Here is a 17,618-nt window from a genome sequence, read left to right as displayed (position 1 = left end):
CGGGCATGTGCGAAGCGGCCGACGCGACTACAATGCCGGGCTTGAACGCAACGGGAGGACGACGCGATGAGCCGCAATGAACTGGACGAACGGATCGAGACCTACTACGTACGGGTGCGCGGCGTCGTGCAGGGCGTCGGCTTCCGGCATGCGACGGTGCGCGAGGCGCATGCGCTGAAGCTGCGCGGCTGGGTCGCGAATCTCGAGGACGGCACCGTCGAAGCGATGATCCAGGGCCCCGGCGCGCAGATCGACCGGATGCTCGCGTGGCTGCGCCACGGGCCGCCGGCCGCGCGCGTGACCGAGGTGACGTTCGAGGAACGCCGGACCGAGAAGCGCTTCGAGCGCTTCCAGCAGCAGTAAGCGGCACGGAACGATCATGACGGGGTATCCGGAGGCCGGGCGCGGCCTCATGCTGTCGGTGATGGCATCGACGCTGTTCGCGCTGATGTCCGCCTACGCGAAACTGCTCGCGCCGCTCACGGGGCTCGACATCTTCGCGTGGCGCGTATTGTGGACCGCACCGGGCGCGCTCGCGCTGATCGCGCTGCGCGGCCGCTGGCCGGCGCTCGTCGACCTCCTTCGGCGCAGCGTGCGCGACTGGCGCCTGCTGATCGCGGTGCCCGTGAGCGCCGCGCTGCTCGGGGCGCAGTTGTGGCTGTTCCTGTGGGCGCCGCTGCACGGGCGCATGCTCGAGGTGTCGCTCGGCTATTTCCTGTTGCCGCTGACGATGGTGCTCGTCGGCCGCTTCTACTATCACGAACGGCTCGATCCGCTGCAATGGGCGGCGGTCGCATGCGCCGCGCTCGGCGTCGCGCACGAAGTGTGGGCGACGACGCGCGCGTTCGCGTGGCCGACGCTCGTCGTCGCGCTCGGTTATCCGCCGTATTTCGTGCTGCGCCGGCGGATCAACGCCGATTCGCTCGCCGCGTTCGCGGTCGAGATCGTGCTGCTGTGCCCGGTCGCGTTCGCGATGGTCGCGACCAGCGCGACGCGCGTGGCCGGCCATCCCGTGCTGTGGGCCGCGCTGCTGCCGGGGCTCGGCGTGCTGAGCACGCTCGCGCTCGCGAGCTACCTGAAGGCCAGCCGGATGCTGCCGATGGCCCTGTTCGGGATTCTCGGCTACGTCGAGCCCGTGCTGCTCGTCGCGGTGTCGCTGTTGCTGCTCGGCGAAACGCTGAGCGTCGCGAAGCTCGCGACGTACGGGCCGATCTGGGTCGCCGTTGCGCTGACCGCGTGGCACAGCGCGATGCTGATGCGGCGCCTGCCCGCGCGCGGATAGGCGTCGATCGCGACGCGGCGGCGGCGCGGCGGCGGCGCGGAACGTGGCGCAGATCGCATCGGCATCGGCACCAGCACCAGCACCAGCATCGGCATCGGCATCGCCATCGCCATCGCCATCGCCATCGCCGTCGCCCGGCGGTCGAACCCGTCGATGCTGACCGCAAACTGGCGTCGCGCTGGCGTGAATCTGGCGACGCCGCCTGCTTTGCATCACAAGGCTCGCGCGTGTAATCGAACAGAAGATTCGGTTGCACTTTGTTACTTAGGGTCTCCCCTGATCGGCCATTAGACTGGCCTCACCGACTTCCCTTCGTATGCAGCCTTTCAATGAACGGTCCTCTCCGTGCCTGGCCGGCCGGGTTGGCGCGATGCGGGCATACGCGTATCGCGGCTGATCCCGCGCGCCTTCTTCTTCCCGATCCATTCCCCGGTGCGTGCCGCACCGCTGTCGCGCGGGTGCGCTCATGTCGTTGAGCGTGCCGCCCGCCACGGCTCGGCCGCCGCGCGGCGGCCGCCTGATCGAAGTCGATTTCTTCCGCGGCATCGTGCTGTTGATGATCGTCGTCGACCACATCGGCGCGAGCGTGCTGTCGCGCGTCACGCTGCACGCGTTCGCGCTGTGCGACGCGGCCGAGGTCTTCGTCTTTCTCGGCGGTTTCGCGACCGCGAGCGCCTATGGCGCGATCGCCGAACGGCACGGCGCGCGCGCCGCGCAACGGCGGTTCGTGCGCCGCGCGATGCAGATCTACCGCGCGTTTCTCGCGACCTCGACGCTGATGCTCGTCGTGTCGGCCGTGCTCGACCATTACGGGATCGATGCGCCGAACCTCGCGCTCGACGACGTCAGCGTGATGCTCGCCTCGCCGCTCACGGGCCTTGCCGAGCTGCTGACGTTCCAGCGCCAGCCTTATCTCGCGTCGGTGCTGCCGATGTACGTGCTGTTCGCGCTCGCGTCGCCGGTGCTCGTGCCGTTCGCGCGCCGGCGTCCGTGGCTGCTCGTCGCGCTCGGCGTCGCGTCGTGGATCGCGGCGGGCTGGCTCGGCCCCGAGCTGCTGGACACCGACGGATTCCGCTGGAGTTTCAATCCGTTCGCGTGGCAACTGATGTTCGTCGCCGGCGTGCTGGCGCGCTGCCAGCCGTTCTACCGGCGCATCGCGCTCGGCCGCTGGAGTGCCGCGGCGACCGGGCTGGCCTGCGCGGTCGTGCTCGGTTGCGCGAGCTACAAGCTGTTCTCGGGGCTGCCGCTGCCGGAAGGCGTGTTCAAGCGCGATCTCGCGCTGCCGCGCGTCGTGAGCTTCGCCGCCATCGCGTGGCTGATGGCCGATTGCGTCCGCTTCGGCTGGATCGCGCGGATCGCGCAGGGCGTGCGGCCGGTCGTGGCCGTGGGCCAGCGCGGGCTGATCTGCTTCGTCGCGGGCGCGGCGATCTCGCTCGTCATCGATTCGCTCCTGCATCCGGTCGTGGGCAGTGCCGACCTGCGGCACGTCGGCGTGGGCCTCGTGGCCGACGCGTGCGCGCTCGGGCTGATGATGGCCGTGGCCGGTTCGGGAACGTGGATCGCGCGGTGGCGCGGTGCGGCCGCGTGAGCGGCGCGGGCGGCACGGAACGTGCGGCGCGGCGTCAGTGAGGTGAGCCGATACGGGAGCGGGGAACGGCGGTCGGGTCGTCGGATTCGGCGTCGTCGCGCTCGTCGGGCGCCGGATCGTCGCGTTCCGCGAGTACCGCGTCGGCTTCGGCTGCTGCCCGGGCGGCGCGCAGTGCGGTGCATCGCTGCGCGTACCGGATGTCCGAGAGGATCCGGAGGAGCCTCGTGGTCTTGCTTTTCATGGTCTTCTCCCGCCAGCGCGCATCGCGGCGGATGCACTGCTTTGCAACCAGTGTAGGACGCAATCGCGCAACCGGCGGGAGAATGTGGCGTGCAGGCCGCACGCCGAGGGATAGTCCTTACTGGGCCGTGGCGGCACCCTGCGCCTGCAGCGATTCCTCGCGGCGCTCTTCCGCACAACGCTGGTGCTGGCGCGACAGGCGGTTCATCAGCGGCAGCAGCAGCAGCGCGAGCAGCATGCCGATCGCGGCGAGCCAGCCGAGCTTCTCGAACAGCGACAGGTAGAGCGGCAGCGATTCGGTGGCCGGCAGTTCGTGCGACGGCATCTGCGCGAAGTTCGCGACCACGCTGCCCAGATACTGCGACACGCCCGTCGCGACGAAGTACGCACCCATCATGAAGCCGCTCATGCGCGCCGGCACGTAGCGGGCGATCATCGCGAGGCCGAGGCCGCTCACCAGCAGTTCGCCGAGCGAGTAGAGGCCGTAGCCCCACACCATGAACCACGACGACACGCGGCCGTCCACCGCAAAGCGGCCGCTGATCGTGAACACCAGGTAGCCCGCGGCCACTGCGCCGAAGCCGAGCGCGTACTTCGCGGCGACCGGCAGGTCACGGCCGCCCTTCGCGACGGCGTTGTAGACCCACACGAGCACCGGGCTGAGCAGCATGATCCAGATCGGGTTCAGCGCCTGGAACTGCGCGGCGCTCCACGTGAACAGCGTCGTGCCGAACAGCATGAAGCGCGGATCGACGTTGCGCAGCGCGAACAGCGTCAGCGACGTCGACATCTGCACGTAGAAGATGAAGAACAGGATCACCTGGCCGATCAGCACGAGCGCCGCGATCAGGCCGGCGCGCTCCGAGCGCTCCGACTTCGCGATCATGTACGCGAAGATCGCGAGGATCGCGAACGCTGCCGTCCACACGCTGGCGACGGCGAGCTGCTTGTGCTGCAGCACGTACAGCGTGACCAGCGCGAGCCCGACACCGCCCAGGGCGACCGCGCCGAGGCGCTTCCAGCGGATCGGCTGGTCGTCGGGCAGCGAGCCGACGTGTGCGAGCGTGCGATGCATCAGCATGAAGTTGAGGATCGCGAGCAGCATGCCGCCGCAGCAGACCGCGAACGCGGTGTGCCAGCCCCAGTGATCCTTGATCCACGGCGTCGCGAGCATCGACACCGTCGAGCCGATGTTGACCGCCATGTAGTAGATCGTGAACGCGCTGTCGATGCGCGCGTCGTCGCCTTCATAGATGCGGCGCACGAGGTTCGCCGCGTTGGCCTTGAACAGGCCGTTGCCGACGACGATCACGCCGAGCGACGCGTACATGTACGTCAGCTGGTCGTTCGGTACCGACAGCATCAGGTAGCCGGCGCAGAGCACGGACGCGCCGATGATCATCGTGCGGCGGGCGCCGAGCACCTTGTCGCCGATCCAGCCGCCGATCGACGGCGCGGCATAGACGAGTGCGGTAAACGCACCCCAGGTCAGGTTCGCATGGCTGTCGGTGAAACCGAGCCGGTCGACCATGAAGAGGACCAGGAGCGCGGCCATGCCGTAGTAGCCGAAGCGCTCCCACATTTCGATGAGGAAGACCGTCGTGAACGATCGGGTTTGTGAAACAGGTGGTTGCATCATCAATCTCGTTTGAAACGGACGGCACGGATCGCGCGTCGTCTTGGGGTCGAACTGGCGCCGATGCACAATGGGCCGGGTAAGCTTTGCGCTGGCGATGGAACAGTCGGGCGGTTAGCCCGGGCCGGGGCCTGACTCCGCCTGGTGTGGCGGGGAAGGGCCCCGACCGGCGCGCGCATGGTAACGGCTGCCGGTCCGGTGCGTCTGGTATCCGCCACTTAGGGAAACTCCTAATGTGGCAGTAGCTTTCAGGAACATTCGTCTCATCATTTACTTGTAAGCTTTCATGCCGGCTCTCCGAAGATTCCCGGAGAGCCGCTTGCAGCTTGCCTGTGAAGCCGGCGAGTCTGGCAAGATAGCGCGTCGTTTCGCTCGCTTCGTGTCCCGTTTAGTGCACCGGGCTCAACACCGAAGACGGGTGCGAACCCGAAGACTAAGCTATATCGTTCTAACTTAGTTATTTTCCATCAAACATTTTTTGACGATCACTTTTCGGCCTGCTATGGTTCCCCCCACTGAAAACTCGCGGTCCGCAGATGCTGCCGCCGCTCTGGGCAGCAAGATTCGCGCGTTGCGCCAACGACTCAAGCGCACGCTCGACGACACCGCTACCGCCGCGGGGATTTCGAAGCCGTTTCTGTCTCAAGTCGAACGCGGGCTCGCGTCGCCGTCGCTGACATCGTTGGCCGGTATCGCGCACGCGCTCGGTGTGACGGTGCAGTACTTCGTGGATACGCCGAGCGAGGAACGCTCGGTCTGCCGAGGCGAGCAGCTGCGCTTCTTCGGGTTTGCCGATTCGGCGAACCTGTTCGCGAGGCTGACGAACGTGTCCGAAGGGCGCCAGCTGGAGGCGATCCTCGTGAGGATGCCGCCGGGGCAGAAGCGGTCCGAGGTGACGACACATGCAGGAGAGGAGTTCCTGTATGTGATTGAAGGGGAAGTGTCGCTGACGCTGGAAGGCAAGACGTTCGTCCTGCAGGCCGGTGACAGTTCGCACTATCAGTCGACGGTCCCGCACAGCTGGGTCAACACCGCGAAGATCGAGTCGGTGGTGGTCTGGGTGGGTACGCCGAGGCTGTTCTAACGCACAGGTATTCCTTCGTTTCGAAGACGGAATACCTGTCGAAAGAAACGTAAGGAATACTAAAATGCAATACGAGAATCACGGGCCTCCTCAATCGCTGCGCCCGTCAGCGTCTCACGCGTAAGCCGCGGCATCCGCCGCGCGACGCTCACCGAACAACCCTTCTCAAGACTGCCACGATGAAATCCTTGCATGCCATGTCGGCCGTGCTGGCCGCGCTCGCCCTGACGCCTGTCGCCCACGCCGTTTCCGTTCCGTCGAACGTCGCGCTCGCTCCCCAACAGGACCTGACGCGCCAGGTGCCCGCCGAAGTCGAGTCGCTCGACCCGGCGCACATCGAATCGTGGACCGGCAATACGATCGGCCTCGACCTGTTCGAAGGGCTGGCGCGCATCGACGCAGCCGGCCAGGTCGTGCCGGGTGTCGCGCTGTCGTGGGAACGCAAGACGCCGACGACGTGGATCTTCAAGCTTCGCCACGACGCGAAGTGGAGCAACGGCCAGCCGGTGACGGCCGCCGATTTCGTCTACGCATGGCAGCGCCTCGTCGATCCGAAGACGGGCTCGAAGTACACGATCCTCGTCGAGTTCGTGAAGAACTCGAAGGACATCATCGCGGGCAAGGCCGCGCCGTCGACGCTCGGCGTGCGCGCCGTCGACCCGTACACGCTGGAAGTGACGACCGACGTGCCGGTCGCGTTCTTCCCCGAGCTCACCGCGATGGTGCCGCTCGCACCGGTGAACAAGGACACGGTGACGAAGCTCGGCGACGCATGGACCCGCCCGGGCAACATCGTCAGCAACGGCGCCTACCAGCTCGTCGACTGGCAGCCGAACAACCGCATCGTGATCTCGAAGGATGCGAAATACTGGAATGCGCCGAAGGTCGTGATCAACAAGGTCACGTACCTGCCGATCGAGAGCGACGAGACGGCGATGCGCATGTACCAGGCCGGCCAGATCGACTACAGCTACTCGATCCCGTCGGGGATCTTCCAGCAGGTCAGCAAGCAGTTCGGCGGCGAACTGCGCCAGGGCCTGCAGCTCGCGACGTACTACTACTACCTGAACAACAGCGATCCGGCACTGAAGGACAAGCGCGTGCGCCAGGCGCTGTCGATGGTGCTCGATCGCGACGTGCTGACCCAGAAGCTCACGCAGGCCGGCGAGAAGCCGATGTACGGCCTGATGCCGAACGGCACGAAGGGCGTGCAGCCGTTCACACCGGACTGGGCGTCGTGGCCGATGGCGAAACGTGTCGCGACCGCGAAGGACCTGCTGAAGCAGGCCGGCTATTCGGACGCGAAGCCGCTGTCGTTCACGCTGACCTACAACACCAATGACCTGCACAAGAAGGTCGCGCTGTTCGCGGCGTCCGAATGGCGTACCAAGCTCGGCATCAACACGAAGCTCGAGAACGTCGAGTTCAAGGTGCTGATGAAGCAGCGCCATGACGGCAAGGTGCAGATCGCGCGCGACGGCTGGTTCGCCGACTACAACGACGCGATGACGTTCTTCGACCTGCTGCGTTGCGGCAGCGCGCAGAACACGGTCGGCTACTGCAACAAGCAGGCCGATGCACTCGTCGACGAAGGCAACCAGAAGCTCGACGACAAGGCGCGTGCCGCGCTGCTCACGCAGGCACACGATCTCGCGCTGAGCGACACGCCGATGGTGCCGCTGTTCCAGTACTCGGCCGACCGTCTCGTGAAGCCGTACGTCGGTGGCTACTCGCTGAAGAACGTGATCGACATGCGTGCGTCGCAGGACATGTACCTGATCAAGCACTGAGCGGAGCGATCATGCTGGCCTACGCATTGAGGCGTACGTTGTGGGCGGTGCCGACGATCCTCGCGGTCGTCACCGTCTGCTACCTGCTGCTGCACCTGACGCCCGGTGGCCCGTTCGATACGGAAAAGCAGCTGTCCGCGGCGACGCTCGCGAACCTGAACGCGAAGTATCACCTCGACCAGCCGCTGTGGAAGCAGTACCTGATGTACCTGAACGCGCTGCTGCACGGCGATCTCGGCCCGTCGTTCCGTTACGTCGACTGGTCCGTGAACGACCTGGTGCGCAAGGCGCTGCCGGTGAGTCTCGGCGTGGGCGGCCTGTCGATCCCGATCTCGATCGGGCTCGGCGTGCTGCTCGGCACCGTCGCGGCCGTGCGCCGCGACAGCTTCATCGACCGCATCGTGATGCTGATCGGCAACGTCGGCAACGTCGTGCCGCCGTTCGTGCTCGGCCCCGTGCTCGTGTGGATCTTCGCGATCCTGCTGAAGACGTCGGCCGGCAACGGCTGGCTGCCGGCGGGCGGCTGGGGCGACGGCGGCTGGCAGTACCGGCTGCTGCCGATCGTGCTGCTGACCTTCATCAACATGTCGCTGCTCGCGCGCGTGATGCGCGGCTCGATGATCGAGACGCTGTCGAGCAACTACATCCGCACCGCGCGCGCGAAGGGCCTGCCGGGCTCGACGATCGTGCTGCGCCACGCGCTGAAGCCCGCGCTGATGCCGGTCGTGTCGCTGGTCGGCACGGTCTGCATCTCGTCGATCACCGCGGCCGTCGTCACCGAATCGGTGTTCGCGCTGCCGGGCCTCGGCCAGCTCGTCGTGAACGGTGCGATCAACCGCGACTACACGCTCGTGCTCGGCCTCGTCGTGCTGACCACCGTCTGCGCCGTGCTGTTCAACCTGCTGGTCGACCTCGCGTACGCGTGGCTCGATCCGCGCATCCGTTATTGAGCGAGGCACCGCGATGACTCCGACTACTCCCGTCGTCGGCCTGCCCGTGCAGACCGACACGCCGCCGCGTTCGCGCTCGCCGCTCGCGCTCGCCATGGCGCGCTTCCTTCACAACCGTGCGGCCGTGTTCAGCCTCGTGCTGCTCGCGCTGATCACGATCGCGTGTTTCGTCGGCCCGTGGCTGCTGACCGCCGACCCGGCCGCGAGCGACTGGGGCGCGATCAGCCTGCCGCCGACCTGGGCCAACCAGCACTGGTTCGGTACCGACGAGCTCGGCCGCGACCTGCTCGTGCGCACGCTGATCGGCGGACGCGTGTCGATCGAGGTCGGCGTGCTCGGCACGCTCGTGTCGGGCCTGTTCGGCGTCGCGTGGGGCGCGACCGCGGGCTTCGCGGGCGGCCGCACCGATGCCGTGATGATGCGCGTCGTCGACATGATGTATGCGATCCCGTACCTGCTGATCGCGATCCTGATGATGACCCTGTTCGGCCGCTCGTTCATGCTGGTCGTGCTGACCATCAGCGCGTTCTCGTGGATCGACATGGCGCGTGTCGTGCGCGGCCAGACGCTGTCGCTGCGCAGCCGCGAGTTCGTCGATGCGGCGCGCGCGATCGGCGTGTCGCCTGCCACGATCGTGCGGCGCCACGTCGTGCCGAACCTGCTCGGCGTGGTCGTCGTGTACGCGACGGTCTCGGTGCCGGGCATCGTGCTGACCGAATCGGTGCTGTCGTTCCTCGGCCTCGGCGTGCAGGAACCGATGACGAGCTGGGGCGTGCTGATCCAGGACGGCGCGCAGAAACTGGAATCGATGCCGTGGCTGCTGCTGGCCCCGGCCGTCATGCTGTGCGTGACGCTCTACTGCGTGAACTTCGTCGGCGATGGCCTGCGTGACGCGCTCGACCCGAAGGATCGCTGAAATGGGTGCACTGCTGGAAGTAGACAACCTCGGCGTGCGCTTCACGCGCAAGGACGCGCCGCCGGTCGACGCCGTGAGCGGCGTGTCGTTCTCGCTCGAAGCCGGCAAGACGCTCGGCATCGTCGGCGAATCGGGCTCGGGCAAGAGCCAGACCGTGATGGCGCTGCTCGGCCTGCTGGCCGGCAACGGCACGACGTCGGGCGCCGCGCGCTATCGCGGCGACAACCTGCTCGAGATGGATGCGCGCGCGCTGAACAAGGTGCGCGGCGACCGGATCGCGATGATTTTCCAGGACCCGATGACGTCGCTCAATCCGTTCCTGACGATCGAGCGGCAGATGACCGAGACGCTGCAGCTGCATCGCAAGCTGTCGCGCAGGGAAGCCACGAAGCGCGCGATCGAGGCGCTCGAATCGGTGCGTATCCCGGACGCGGCGCGCCGCATCCGCATGTATCCGCACGAGTTCTCGGGCGGGATGCGCCAGCGCGTGATGATCGCGATGGCGCTGCTGTCCGAGCCGGAGATCCTGATCGCCGACGAGCCGACCACCGCGCTCGACGTGACCGTGCAGGCGCAGATCATCGACCTGCTGCGCGAGCTGAACCGCGAGCGCGGCACGGCGATCGTGCTGATCACGCACGACATGGGCGTGGTCGCGGGCCTCGCGGACGACGTGATGGTCATGTATGCGGGCCGCACCGTCGAATACGCGCCGGCCGAATCGATTTTCGCGGCGCCGTCGCATCCGTACACGATCGGCCTGCTCAACGCGCTGCCGCGCCTGACCGACGCGGACGATGCGCCGCTCGTCGCGATTCCCGGCAATCCGCCGATGCCCGGCACCGCGCCGGCCGGCTGCGCGTTCGCGAAGCGCTGCACGTATGCGGAAGAACGCTGCGGCGCGGCGCGCCCCGCGCTCGAAACCTATGGCGCCGTGGGCGCGGTGCGCGCGTGCCACCGGCCCGTGGCCGATATGACGGGAGGTCTGCGATGAGCGTCGATGAACGCCGCAATACCGGCGCGACGGACGACACGCTGCTGTCCGTCGATGGGCTGAAAGTGCATTTCCGTGTGCCGCTCGGCGGCTATCCGTGGTCGCCGAAGGGCACGCTGCGCGCCGTCGACGGCGTGTCGTTCGACGTGAAGCGCGGCGAGACCGTCGGGCTCGTCGGCGAATCGGGCTGCGGGAAGTCGACGCTCGCGCGTGCGCTGATCGGGCTCGTGCCGATGACGGCCGGCGTCGTGAAATGGCGCGGCGAAGCCGTCGCGCCCGATCACCTGCGCGGCACCGCGATGCGGCGCGAAGTGCAGATGATCTTCCAGGACCCGCTCGCGTCGCTCGATCCGCGCATGACGATCGAACAGGTCGTCGCGGAGCCGCTCGTCACGCACCAGGCCGGCCTCGGCCGCACCGAGGTGCGCCGCCGCGTGGTCACGATGCTCGAACGCGTCGGCCTGAACGCGCACCACCTGCTGCGCTATCCGCATGAATTTTCCGGCGGGCAGTGCCAGCGCGTCGGCATCGCGCGCGCGCTGATCAGCGAGCCGAAGCTCGTGATCTGCGACGAACCCGTATCGGCGCTCGACGTGTCGATCCAGGCGCAGATCGTGAACCTGCTGCGCGATCTTCAACGCGAACTGTCGTTGTCCTATCTTTTCGTTGCACACGATCTCGCCGTGGTGAAGGCGATCAGCCAGCGTGTGCTCGTGATGTATCTCGGCCGCGTGATGGAGTTCGGCACGCGGCATGACGTGTACGGCGTCCCTCAACACCCGTACACGAAGGCGCTGCTCGATGCGGCGCCGACGCCGGAGCCGGCGCGCGAGCGTGCTCGCCGCCCGATGCTGCTGGCGGGCGAGATGCCCTCGCCGCTCAACCCGCCGTCCGGCTGCGCGTTCCGCACGCGCTGCCCGGTCGCGATCGACGCGTGCGCGCAGGACGTGCCGCTGCCGGAAGTTCGGCAGGGGTCGGCGGCGCGTGTCGCGTGCATCCGCGCGGGTGTGGCGTGAGCTGAAGTGACGCAGCAAACATAACCAAGGCAGGTCAACAGGGGTAGGTGCGGCGCGAACGATCTTCGCGCCGCGGGTACAGGCGCGTCCTTAACCGGGCGCGCCGGGGGGCCGGGAGCGGATCGCAGCCGGCGTGGACGATATCAACACAAGACGAGAATTACGATGAAAAAACAGAAAACGATCGGGACAGCATCGAAAATGCTGCTTGCCTGGGGGCTGCCGGCACTCGCCGGTGTTTCGCTGACGGGCGTCGCGCACGCCGACGACGCGGCCCCCGCACCGCTGACGGTCGCCCAGGCCGCACCGGGCGCGACCGTTGCGCAGGCAACGACCCCGAACGCCATTGTCAACGCCGAAGCGACCCAGGCCGTCACGCCGCCCGACGAGCCGTCGGCCCAGTCGCAGTCGAAGGGTTTCATTGCCGACAGCCACCTCAACTTCCTGTTCCGCAACTATGCGGACGTGCTCGACGCCAAGGGCGGCCCGCATCGCCACGCGTGGGTCCAGGGCGCGATGGCGAACTTCGAGTCGGGCTATACGACGGGCCTGATCGGTATCGGCTTCGATGCGTCGCTGTATGCGGCGCTGAAGCTCGACGGCGGCCAGGGCGCCGGCAGCATGGTGCACATCGCGAAGGGCGGCGGTGGCGGCAACCAGCTCGCATGGGCCTATCCCGGCATCTACGACGTGAAGGCGCGCATCTCGAACACGGTGGTCAAGTACGGTCTGCAGGCCGTCGACAACCCGTTCATGGAGCAGCACGACAACCGTGCGCTGCCGCCGACGTTCCTCGGCGCGACACTCGTCAGCAATGAATTCAAGAACGTGATGCTCGAGGCCGGCAGCTTCACGAAGACCGACGCGCGCGGTCACACGACGCTCACCAACCTGACGACGCAGTACGGCGGCACGCGCATCAATCGCCTGTCGTACGTCGGCGGCACGTGGGATTACTCGCCGAACGGCGAAATCGCGCTGTACGCGAACCAGGCCGACGACGTGTGGCACCAGTACTACGCGTCGGTGAAGCACAGCATCGGCAGCCCGCAGACGATCAAGTGGACGGGCTTCGGCAACGTCTACTCGACGCACGACACGGGCGATGCGCTGCAAGGCAAGATCAACAACAACGCGTACAGCCTGTCGCTGGCCGCGCAGCACGGCCCGCACGAGCTGCTGCTCGGCTTCCAGCAGGTGCTCGGCGACCAGTTCTTCGACTACCTGAACGAAACGAACGGCATCTTCCTGACCAACTCGATGGACGTCGACTACAACGCGCCGCACGAAAAGTCGCTGCAGCTGCGTTACACGTTCTACGGCAAGGAAGCGGGCCTGCCGGGCTTCAAGGCGATGGTCTGGGGCGTGACGGGCTGGGGCGCGGACGGCAGCGCGAGCGCGGCGCTCGACCCGAGCAAGTCGAGCATCTACTGGAGCAACGGCGCGCCGGTGCAGGGCCGTCACCACGAGTTCGGCTTCATCCCGTCGTACACGTTCCAGAGCGGCAAGCTGAAGGACACGAAGGTCACGTTCATCGCGATGTGGCACGCCGGTTCGGCGCACTATTCGGACGCGACGAACACCGAGTACCGCCTGGTCGTGAACCTGCCGCTGCACGCGTTCTGATCGAAGGGGGCATGCGCCCCCGCTTCGCACGGCCGGCTTTCGATCGAAACGATCAGGCCGGCTTGTGCAGCCCCGCGACCGGATCGTTCGCGGCCGGCATGTCTTCCACGAGCGACGTGAGCTGGCGGCCCGTATCGCGCCAGGCGTCGAGGCCGCCGCGCAGCGCGAGCGCATCGGTGAAGCCGGCGTCGAGCAGGCGCTTCGCCATCAGGGCCGCCGTCACTTCGTTCGGGCACGAGCAGTACACGACGAACTTCTGCGAGAGCGGATAGCGCGCGACGATGTCGCCGATCTGGCGATCGTCGGCGAATTGCGCGCCGGGAATCGTGAACGGGTCGAGCTTGCGATGCTCGGGCGAGCGCACGTCGAGCACGACCGGCGCGGTGGCGTCGCGCAGCAGCAGGTCGAGTTCGTCGACGCTGATCCGCGCATTGGCGAGCTGGCGGATCAGCGCGCGGCGGCGCATCCAGCGGATGGCCGCATACACGGCGAGCAGCGCGACGATCACCAGCAGCACCGCGCGGCCGAGGTGGCTCGCACCGGCGAACAGCCAGTCGATCTGCCGGTAGAACACCAGCCCGGCCACCAGGCCGACGATCGTCCACAGTGCGGCGCCGAGGGCATCGTAGCCGGCGAACGTGCGGTAGCGCGTGCCGAGCGCACCGGCCATCGGCACCGACACGAGCGACAACCCGGGAATGAAGCGCGCGACCGCGAGCACGCGCACGCCGTAGCGGCCGAAGAAGCGTTCGGTCTTTCTCACGCAGGTATCGCGCGACAGCGACAGCCGGCAGATCGTCTTCAGCGTCGTGCCGCCGTAACGGCGCCCGGCGACGTACCACACGGTATCGCCGATCAATGCGCCGAGCACCGACAGCGCCACCACCGTCACCAGTTGCGAGCCGATCATCTCGGGATGCATCGCGGACATCGCGCCGAACAGCACGAGCGTCGGCATCGCGGGCACCGGCAGGCCGATGGCCGCCGCGAGCACGTTGGCGAAGACGAGAAGCGGCCCGTATTGGGCGACGAGGTCACGGAGCATGACGGCTGGCCGAAAAGGACATGCGTGGGCAGGAAACGCAGATGGGCCGATTATCGGCCTTTTTCAAGACAACGGCGGGAATGACGGAAAGCGCCTGACGGCGGCAGGGGCGCGGTGAGCCGGCGCGCTGCGAGCGGCTCACCGTTCGGAATCAGGAGGAGGTGCGGGCGAGCGACGCGGCGCCGTGGTTTTCGCCGGGCAGCTCGGCGCCGTGCGAGCGGATCGCCGCGATCAGTTCGGCCGGCGTGATCTCGTAGCGGACTTCGCGATGGATGCCGGGCTTGCGTTCGTCGATCTCGATCAGCAGCACGCTTTTGCCGTCGCCGGTTGCCTCGAGCCGGAGCGAGCGCAGTTCGCGGCCGTCGGCCGGGTCGTGTTCGGTGAGCAGGGTCATTGCCCCGGATGAGCCGGTAGTGCGCATCGAACCTATCCTCGTATCGTGGATGCCGTAGTGGCGAAGATGTCTTTGTTGAATGCAGCCTGACGCAGTTTAACGCGAACGGGCCGCAAGTCGGAGCATTTTCGCGCGCTGAAATGAGGGCTGAACCACCGATCCTTCTGATGTTTGAGCCGCGCGGGGCGGGCGTTTGCGCCGGATCGGGGCCGGCCGCGGCCGGCGCCCGAGCGTCGTTCTCGGCCGGGCCGGCGCGGGCGGCGACACGCGGCGCAACGTGGCGCAACGCGTGTCGCCGCGGCGGCATCAGAAGCGGTCGGCGAGCCCCATCGCCGGGTCGCTGACCGAGTGGCGGCCGGTTTCCACGCGCCCGGCGACGCGACGCGAGAAACCCGGGTCGCTGTCCGCGGTGACGATGAAGTCGTACCAGTGGCCGGTCGAGTCGAGCTTCCAGTCCAGTTCGGCCTGGTCGCCGGCGCGCACCGTGACCGTCCAGGTGGTACCGGTGTCGCGACCCTGGCCGTTGCCGTCCTCGATGCCATGGTCATGGCCGTGACCGCGACCGTCGTGTGCGCCGCGGCCCGGGAGCGGCCCGTAGACCTGGTTCGACTTCACGGTGAAGCGCACCGTGCCGCCGCCGTGGTTGCGCAGCCGCAGGTGGAGGTTGCCGCTCGCGCCCGCGTAGCCGACGCGGACTTCGGGATGGGGCGCGCGAGCACCGGCCAGGCGGCTCAGGTCGCCGGTGAAGCGGCGGTGATAGCCGTTCGGGCCCAGCACCCACAGGTCATATTTGCCGCCGTCGTCGGCGCGCGCCGCCCAGTCGCCGTGCAGCGTCTTGCCCGGTTCGACGACGTAGCGCCGCGGCAGGCGGTCGAGGTGCAGCTTGTCATAGACGTGGAACACGGCGGCGGCGCGGCCCGTATTCGCGAACTTCAGCGTGAGCGTGCCGTTGCCGGCATCGGCACGCGCGCTCGCATGCAGTTCGTAAGGCAGCGCGCGCGACGGGCGCACGCCGGTCGCCTGCGCGGGCAGCGACGGCGCGGCCGGCGGCACGATCTTCGGCGCGGCCTGCTGCGCGGCGCTCAGCGCGTCGACCTGGCTTTTCGTCGTATGGCCCGCGAGCGTCGGCAGCGGTTCGTTGTTCGGCGAGCGGAAGTTGAACGCGCTCGTCAGGTCGCCGCACACCGCGCGGCGGTACGCGCTGATCTGCGGCTCTGCGACGCCGAAGCGCTTTTCGAGGAAGAGCAACGTCGACGTATGGTCGAACACCTGCGAGTTGACCCAGCCGCCGCGGCTCCACGGCGACACGACCCACATCGGCACGCGCGGGCCCGGGCCGTACGGGCGGCCGTCGATCGCCGGCTGGCTCGACGTGGCCGGCGTGAAGTCGTGGTACTCGACCGCGACGTCGGCGTCCCGCAGCGTATGGCCGCCCGCGAGCGTGCCGTCGGCGTTGCGCGACGGCACGGCCGGCGACGGCATGTGGTCGAAGAAGCCGTCGTTCTCGTCGTAGTTGACCAGCAGCACCGTCTTGCTCCACACCTCCGGGTTCGCCGTCAGCGCATCGAGCACCGCCTGCACGTACCAGCCGCCCTGCGCGGGGCTCGACGGCCCCGGGTGTTCGCTGTACACGGACGGCGGGATGATCCACGACACCTCGGGCAGCTTGCCGTTGCGGATGTCGTCGCGGAATGATTCGAGGAAGCCGTACGGCATCGTGTTGCCGAACCCTTTCGCGAGCGGGCTCAGCGGATCGTCGATCGCCGGATCGTAGAACGCGCCGGCCGCCGTCACCGGCTGCGTGATGTCCGTCGACGCGACGTAGGCGGGCCGGCGCGCGGGCGGCATCTGCTCGATCGCCGCGCGCCAGTGGCGGAAGCTCATCATCTCGTTGCAGCCGAAGTTGTCGATCAGGCTCTGGTAGACCTTCCAGTTCACGCCGGCCTGCTGCAGCCGGTCGGCGTAGGTGGTCCAGGTCCAGCCCTGGCTCGACGGGCCGATGTCGTTGCCGCCGTTGAACTGGTTGTTCAGCGCGGCGATCTTCACGCGGCTGCCGTCGGCCGGGCTGATGCCGTTCGGGCCGTTGGTGCCGCTCCAGTAGAACAGGCGGTTCGCGATCGTGCCCGTGTGCATCCCGCAGTGATAGTGGTCGCACAGCGTGAACGCATCGGCGAGCGCGCGCTGGAACGGGACTTCCGCCGCGTCGTAGTAGCCCATCGACAGCGGGGTCTTCGCGTCGGGCCAGCGGTTCATCCGCCCATGGTCCCAGGCGGCCTGCGCATCGGCCCACGTGTGCGGCGTGCCGCCCGCGCGCTGTGCGTTGCCCAGGCTCGCGTCGAGGTGATACGGCGTGACGGTGGCGGCGGGCGTCGGCTTCGTGTACGTCTGGTAGAACACGTTGCGGCCGTTCGGCGACGGCACCGCAAAGCGGTCGCCGTAGCCGCGCACACCCTTGAACGTGCCGAAGTAGCTGTCGAATGCGCGGTTCTCCATCATCAGCAGCACGACGTGCTTGACGTCCTGGATGGTCCCCGTTTCGTGAAACGCGGGAATCGCGAGCGCGCGGCGGATGCTCGGCGGAAACGCGGCGAGCGCGGCGGCGGCGAGGCCGGAAGTGGCGGTCTGCTGGAGGAATGTGCGGCGTGACGTCATGGCGTTCGGGTCCTGTGATGATGGGAGCGTTCGTGACTTCGTCTGGCGGTGCCCGTGCGTCGCCCGCCGGGGCGATGCGAGCGGCATGGGCGGCTGGGTGCGGCGGCCGCGCGTGGCGGAAGTGCGCGCATCGCGCACGATCCGTGGTGTCGCGCGGATGCCTGGCCGGTGCCGCGATCCTGCGCGACGCGCGCTCGTGATGCGCGGGCCAGGACGTCGGCACACACAGGCCGGGTACGTGCCGGATTGGGCGGCGCCCAGTCTAGGGAGCCGACGTGACGTCGACGTGATGAAGGCATGACATCGCGTGTCGCGCGCGTGACGTTGCGTGCGCAACGATCGATCGGGAAGCATCGGGAAGCATCGGGAAGCATCGGGAAGCGATGCGTGACGGAAGCGGGTAAG

15 protein-coding genes are annotated in these 17,618 nt (G+C 67.7%); 10 read left to right on the top strand and 5 right to left on the bottom strand.

The window, feature by feature from the left end:
* The first annotated feature begins 66 nt into the window (after positions 1–66).
* The 3 genes from AB3K92_RS07200 to AB3K92_RS07190 all read left to right on the top strand — a co-directional run bounded on the left by AB3K92_RS07200 (position 67) and on the right by AB3K92_RS07190 (position 2,870).
* Positions 67–363 (top strand): acylphosphatase, encoded by a 297-nt coding sequence (locus tag AB3K92_RS07200; RefSeq protein ID WP_006480292.1) that lies wholly within the window; start codon positions 67–69, stop codon positions 361–363.
* 16 nt (positions 364–379) lie between these two features.
* Positions 380–1,282 (top strand): EamA family transporter RarD, encoded by a 903-nt coding sequence (gene rarD / locus AB3K92_RS07195; protein ID WP_369464731.1) that lies wholly within the window; start codon positions 380–382, stop codon positions 1,280–1,282.
* Positions 1,283–1,748: 466 nt separating this feature from the next.
* Entirely contained in the window at positions 1,749–2,870 is a 1,122-nt protein-coding gene (locus tag AB3K92_RS07190; protein ID WP_059553144.1) for an OpgC domain-containing protein, read from the top strand.
* 34 nt (positions 2,871–2,904) lie between these two features.
* Here AB3K92_RS07190 and AB3K92_RS07185 read toward each other — a convergent pair whose 3' ends face one another.
* Together AB3K92_RS07185 and AB3K92_RS07180 are read right to left on the bottom strand one after the other, a co-directional pair.
* Positions 2,905–3,111, bottom strand: a complete 207-nt coding sequence (locus AB3K92_RS07185) for a hypothetical protein (protein ID WP_027790314.1) — start codon at positions 3,109–3,111, stop codon at positions 2,905–2,907.
* A 117-nt stretch (positions 3,112–3,228) separates the two neighbouring features.
* Positions 3,229–4,749: a peptide MFS transporter gene (locus AB3K92_RS07180; protein ID WP_027790315.1), complete on the bottom strand. Its 1,521-nt coding sequence runs from the start codon at positions 4,747–4,749 to the stop codon at positions 3,229–3,231.
* Positions 4,750–5,248: 499 nt separating this feature from the next.
* Between AB3K92_RS07180 and AB3K92_RS07175 the strand changes: the two genes are divergently transcribed.
* The 7 genes from AB3K92_RS07175 to AB3K92_RS07145 all read left to right on the top strand — a co-directional run bounded on the left by AB3K92_RS07175 (position 5,249) and on the right by AB3K92_RS07145 (position 13,122).
* The gene (locus AB3K92_RS07175; protein ID WP_021162455.1) at positions 5,249–5,830 is read left to right on the top strand and encodes a cupin domain-containing protein; all 582 of its coding nucleotides are present in this window, start codon (positions 5,249–5,251) and stop codon (positions 5,828–5,830) included.
* Between the two features lie 179 nt (positions 5,831–6,009).
* On the top strand, positions 6,010–7,620 hold the full coding sequence (locus AB3K92_RS07170; protein ID WP_042977043.1) for a peptide ABC transporter substrate-binding protein: 1,611 nt from the start codon (positions 6,010–6,012) through the stop codon (positions 7,618–7,620).
* A gap of 11 nt (positions 7,621–7,631) precedes the next feature.
* Positions 7,632–8,570 (top strand): ABC transporter permease subunit, encoded by a 939-nt coding sequence (locus AB3K92_RS07165; protein WP_021162452.1) that lies wholly within the window; start codon positions 7,632–7,634, stop codon positions 8,568–8,570.
* 13 nt (positions 8,571–8,583) lie between these two features.
* A complete protein-coding gene (locus tag AB3K92_RS07160) occupies positions 8,584–9,486 on the top strand; it encodes an ABC transporter permease (protein WP_021162451.1) in 903 nt (300 codons plus the stop codon).
* 1 nt (position 9,487) lies between these two features.
* Entirely contained in the window at positions 9,488–10,480 is a 993-nt protein-coding gene (locus AB3K92_RS07155; RefSeq protein ID WP_048023803.1) for an ABC transporter ATP-binding protein, read from the top strand.
* Positions 10,477–11,496 carry an ABC transporter ATP-binding protein gene (locus tag AB3K92_RS07150; protein ID WP_059495174.1) on the top strand — a complete coding sequence of 340 codons (1,020 nt, stop codon included), beginning with the start codon at positions 10,477–10,479 and terminating at the stop codon, positions 11,494–11,496. The genes AB3K92_RS07155 and AB3K92_RS07150 overlap by 4 nt, the downstream gene beginning before the upstream one ends.
* A 165-nt stretch (positions 11,497–11,661) precedes the next feature.
* Entirely contained in the window at positions 11,662–13,122 is a 1,461-nt protein-coding gene (locus tag AB3K92_RS07145) for an OprD family porin (protein WP_059487613.1), read from the top strand.
* Positions 13,123–13,174: 52 nt separating this feature from the next.
* On the opposite strand, the gene AB3K92_RS07140 is transcribed toward AB3K92_RS07145, so the two are convergent.
* From AB3K92_RS07140 to AB3K92_RS07130, 3 genes are all read right to left on the bottom strand, one after another.
* Positions 13,175–14,167, bottom strand: a complete 993-nt coding sequence (locus AB3K92_RS07140; protein WP_021162447.1) for a DedA family protein/thiosulfate sulfurtransferase GlpE — start codon at positions 14,165–14,167, stop codon at positions 13,175–13,177.
* 151 nt (positions 14,168–14,318) lie between these two features.
* On the bottom strand, positions 14,319–14,588 hold the full coding sequence (locus AB3K92_RS07135; RefSeq protein WP_011353737.1) for a hypothetical protein: 270 nt from the start codon (positions 14,586–14,588) through the stop codon (positions 14,319–14,321).
* A gap of 279 nt (positions 14,589–14,867) precedes the next feature.
* The gene (locus AB3K92_RS07130) at positions 14,868–17,213 is read right to left on the bottom strand and encodes a phosphocholine-specific phospholipase C (protein WP_369464730.1); all 2,346 of its coding nucleotides are present in this window, start codon (positions 17,211–17,213) and stop codon (positions 14,868–14,870) included.
* Positions 17,214–17,618: the final 405 nt, after the last annotated feature.

It is taken from the genome of Burkholderia sp. Bmkn7, assembly GCF_041103175.1.
In the GTDB taxonomy this organism is placed as follows: Bacteria; Pseudomonadota; Gammaproteobacteria; order Burkholderiales; family Burkholderiaceae; genus Burkholderia; species Burkholderia cepacia.
This window is presented reverse-complemented; position numbering and strand designations above follow the sequence as displayed.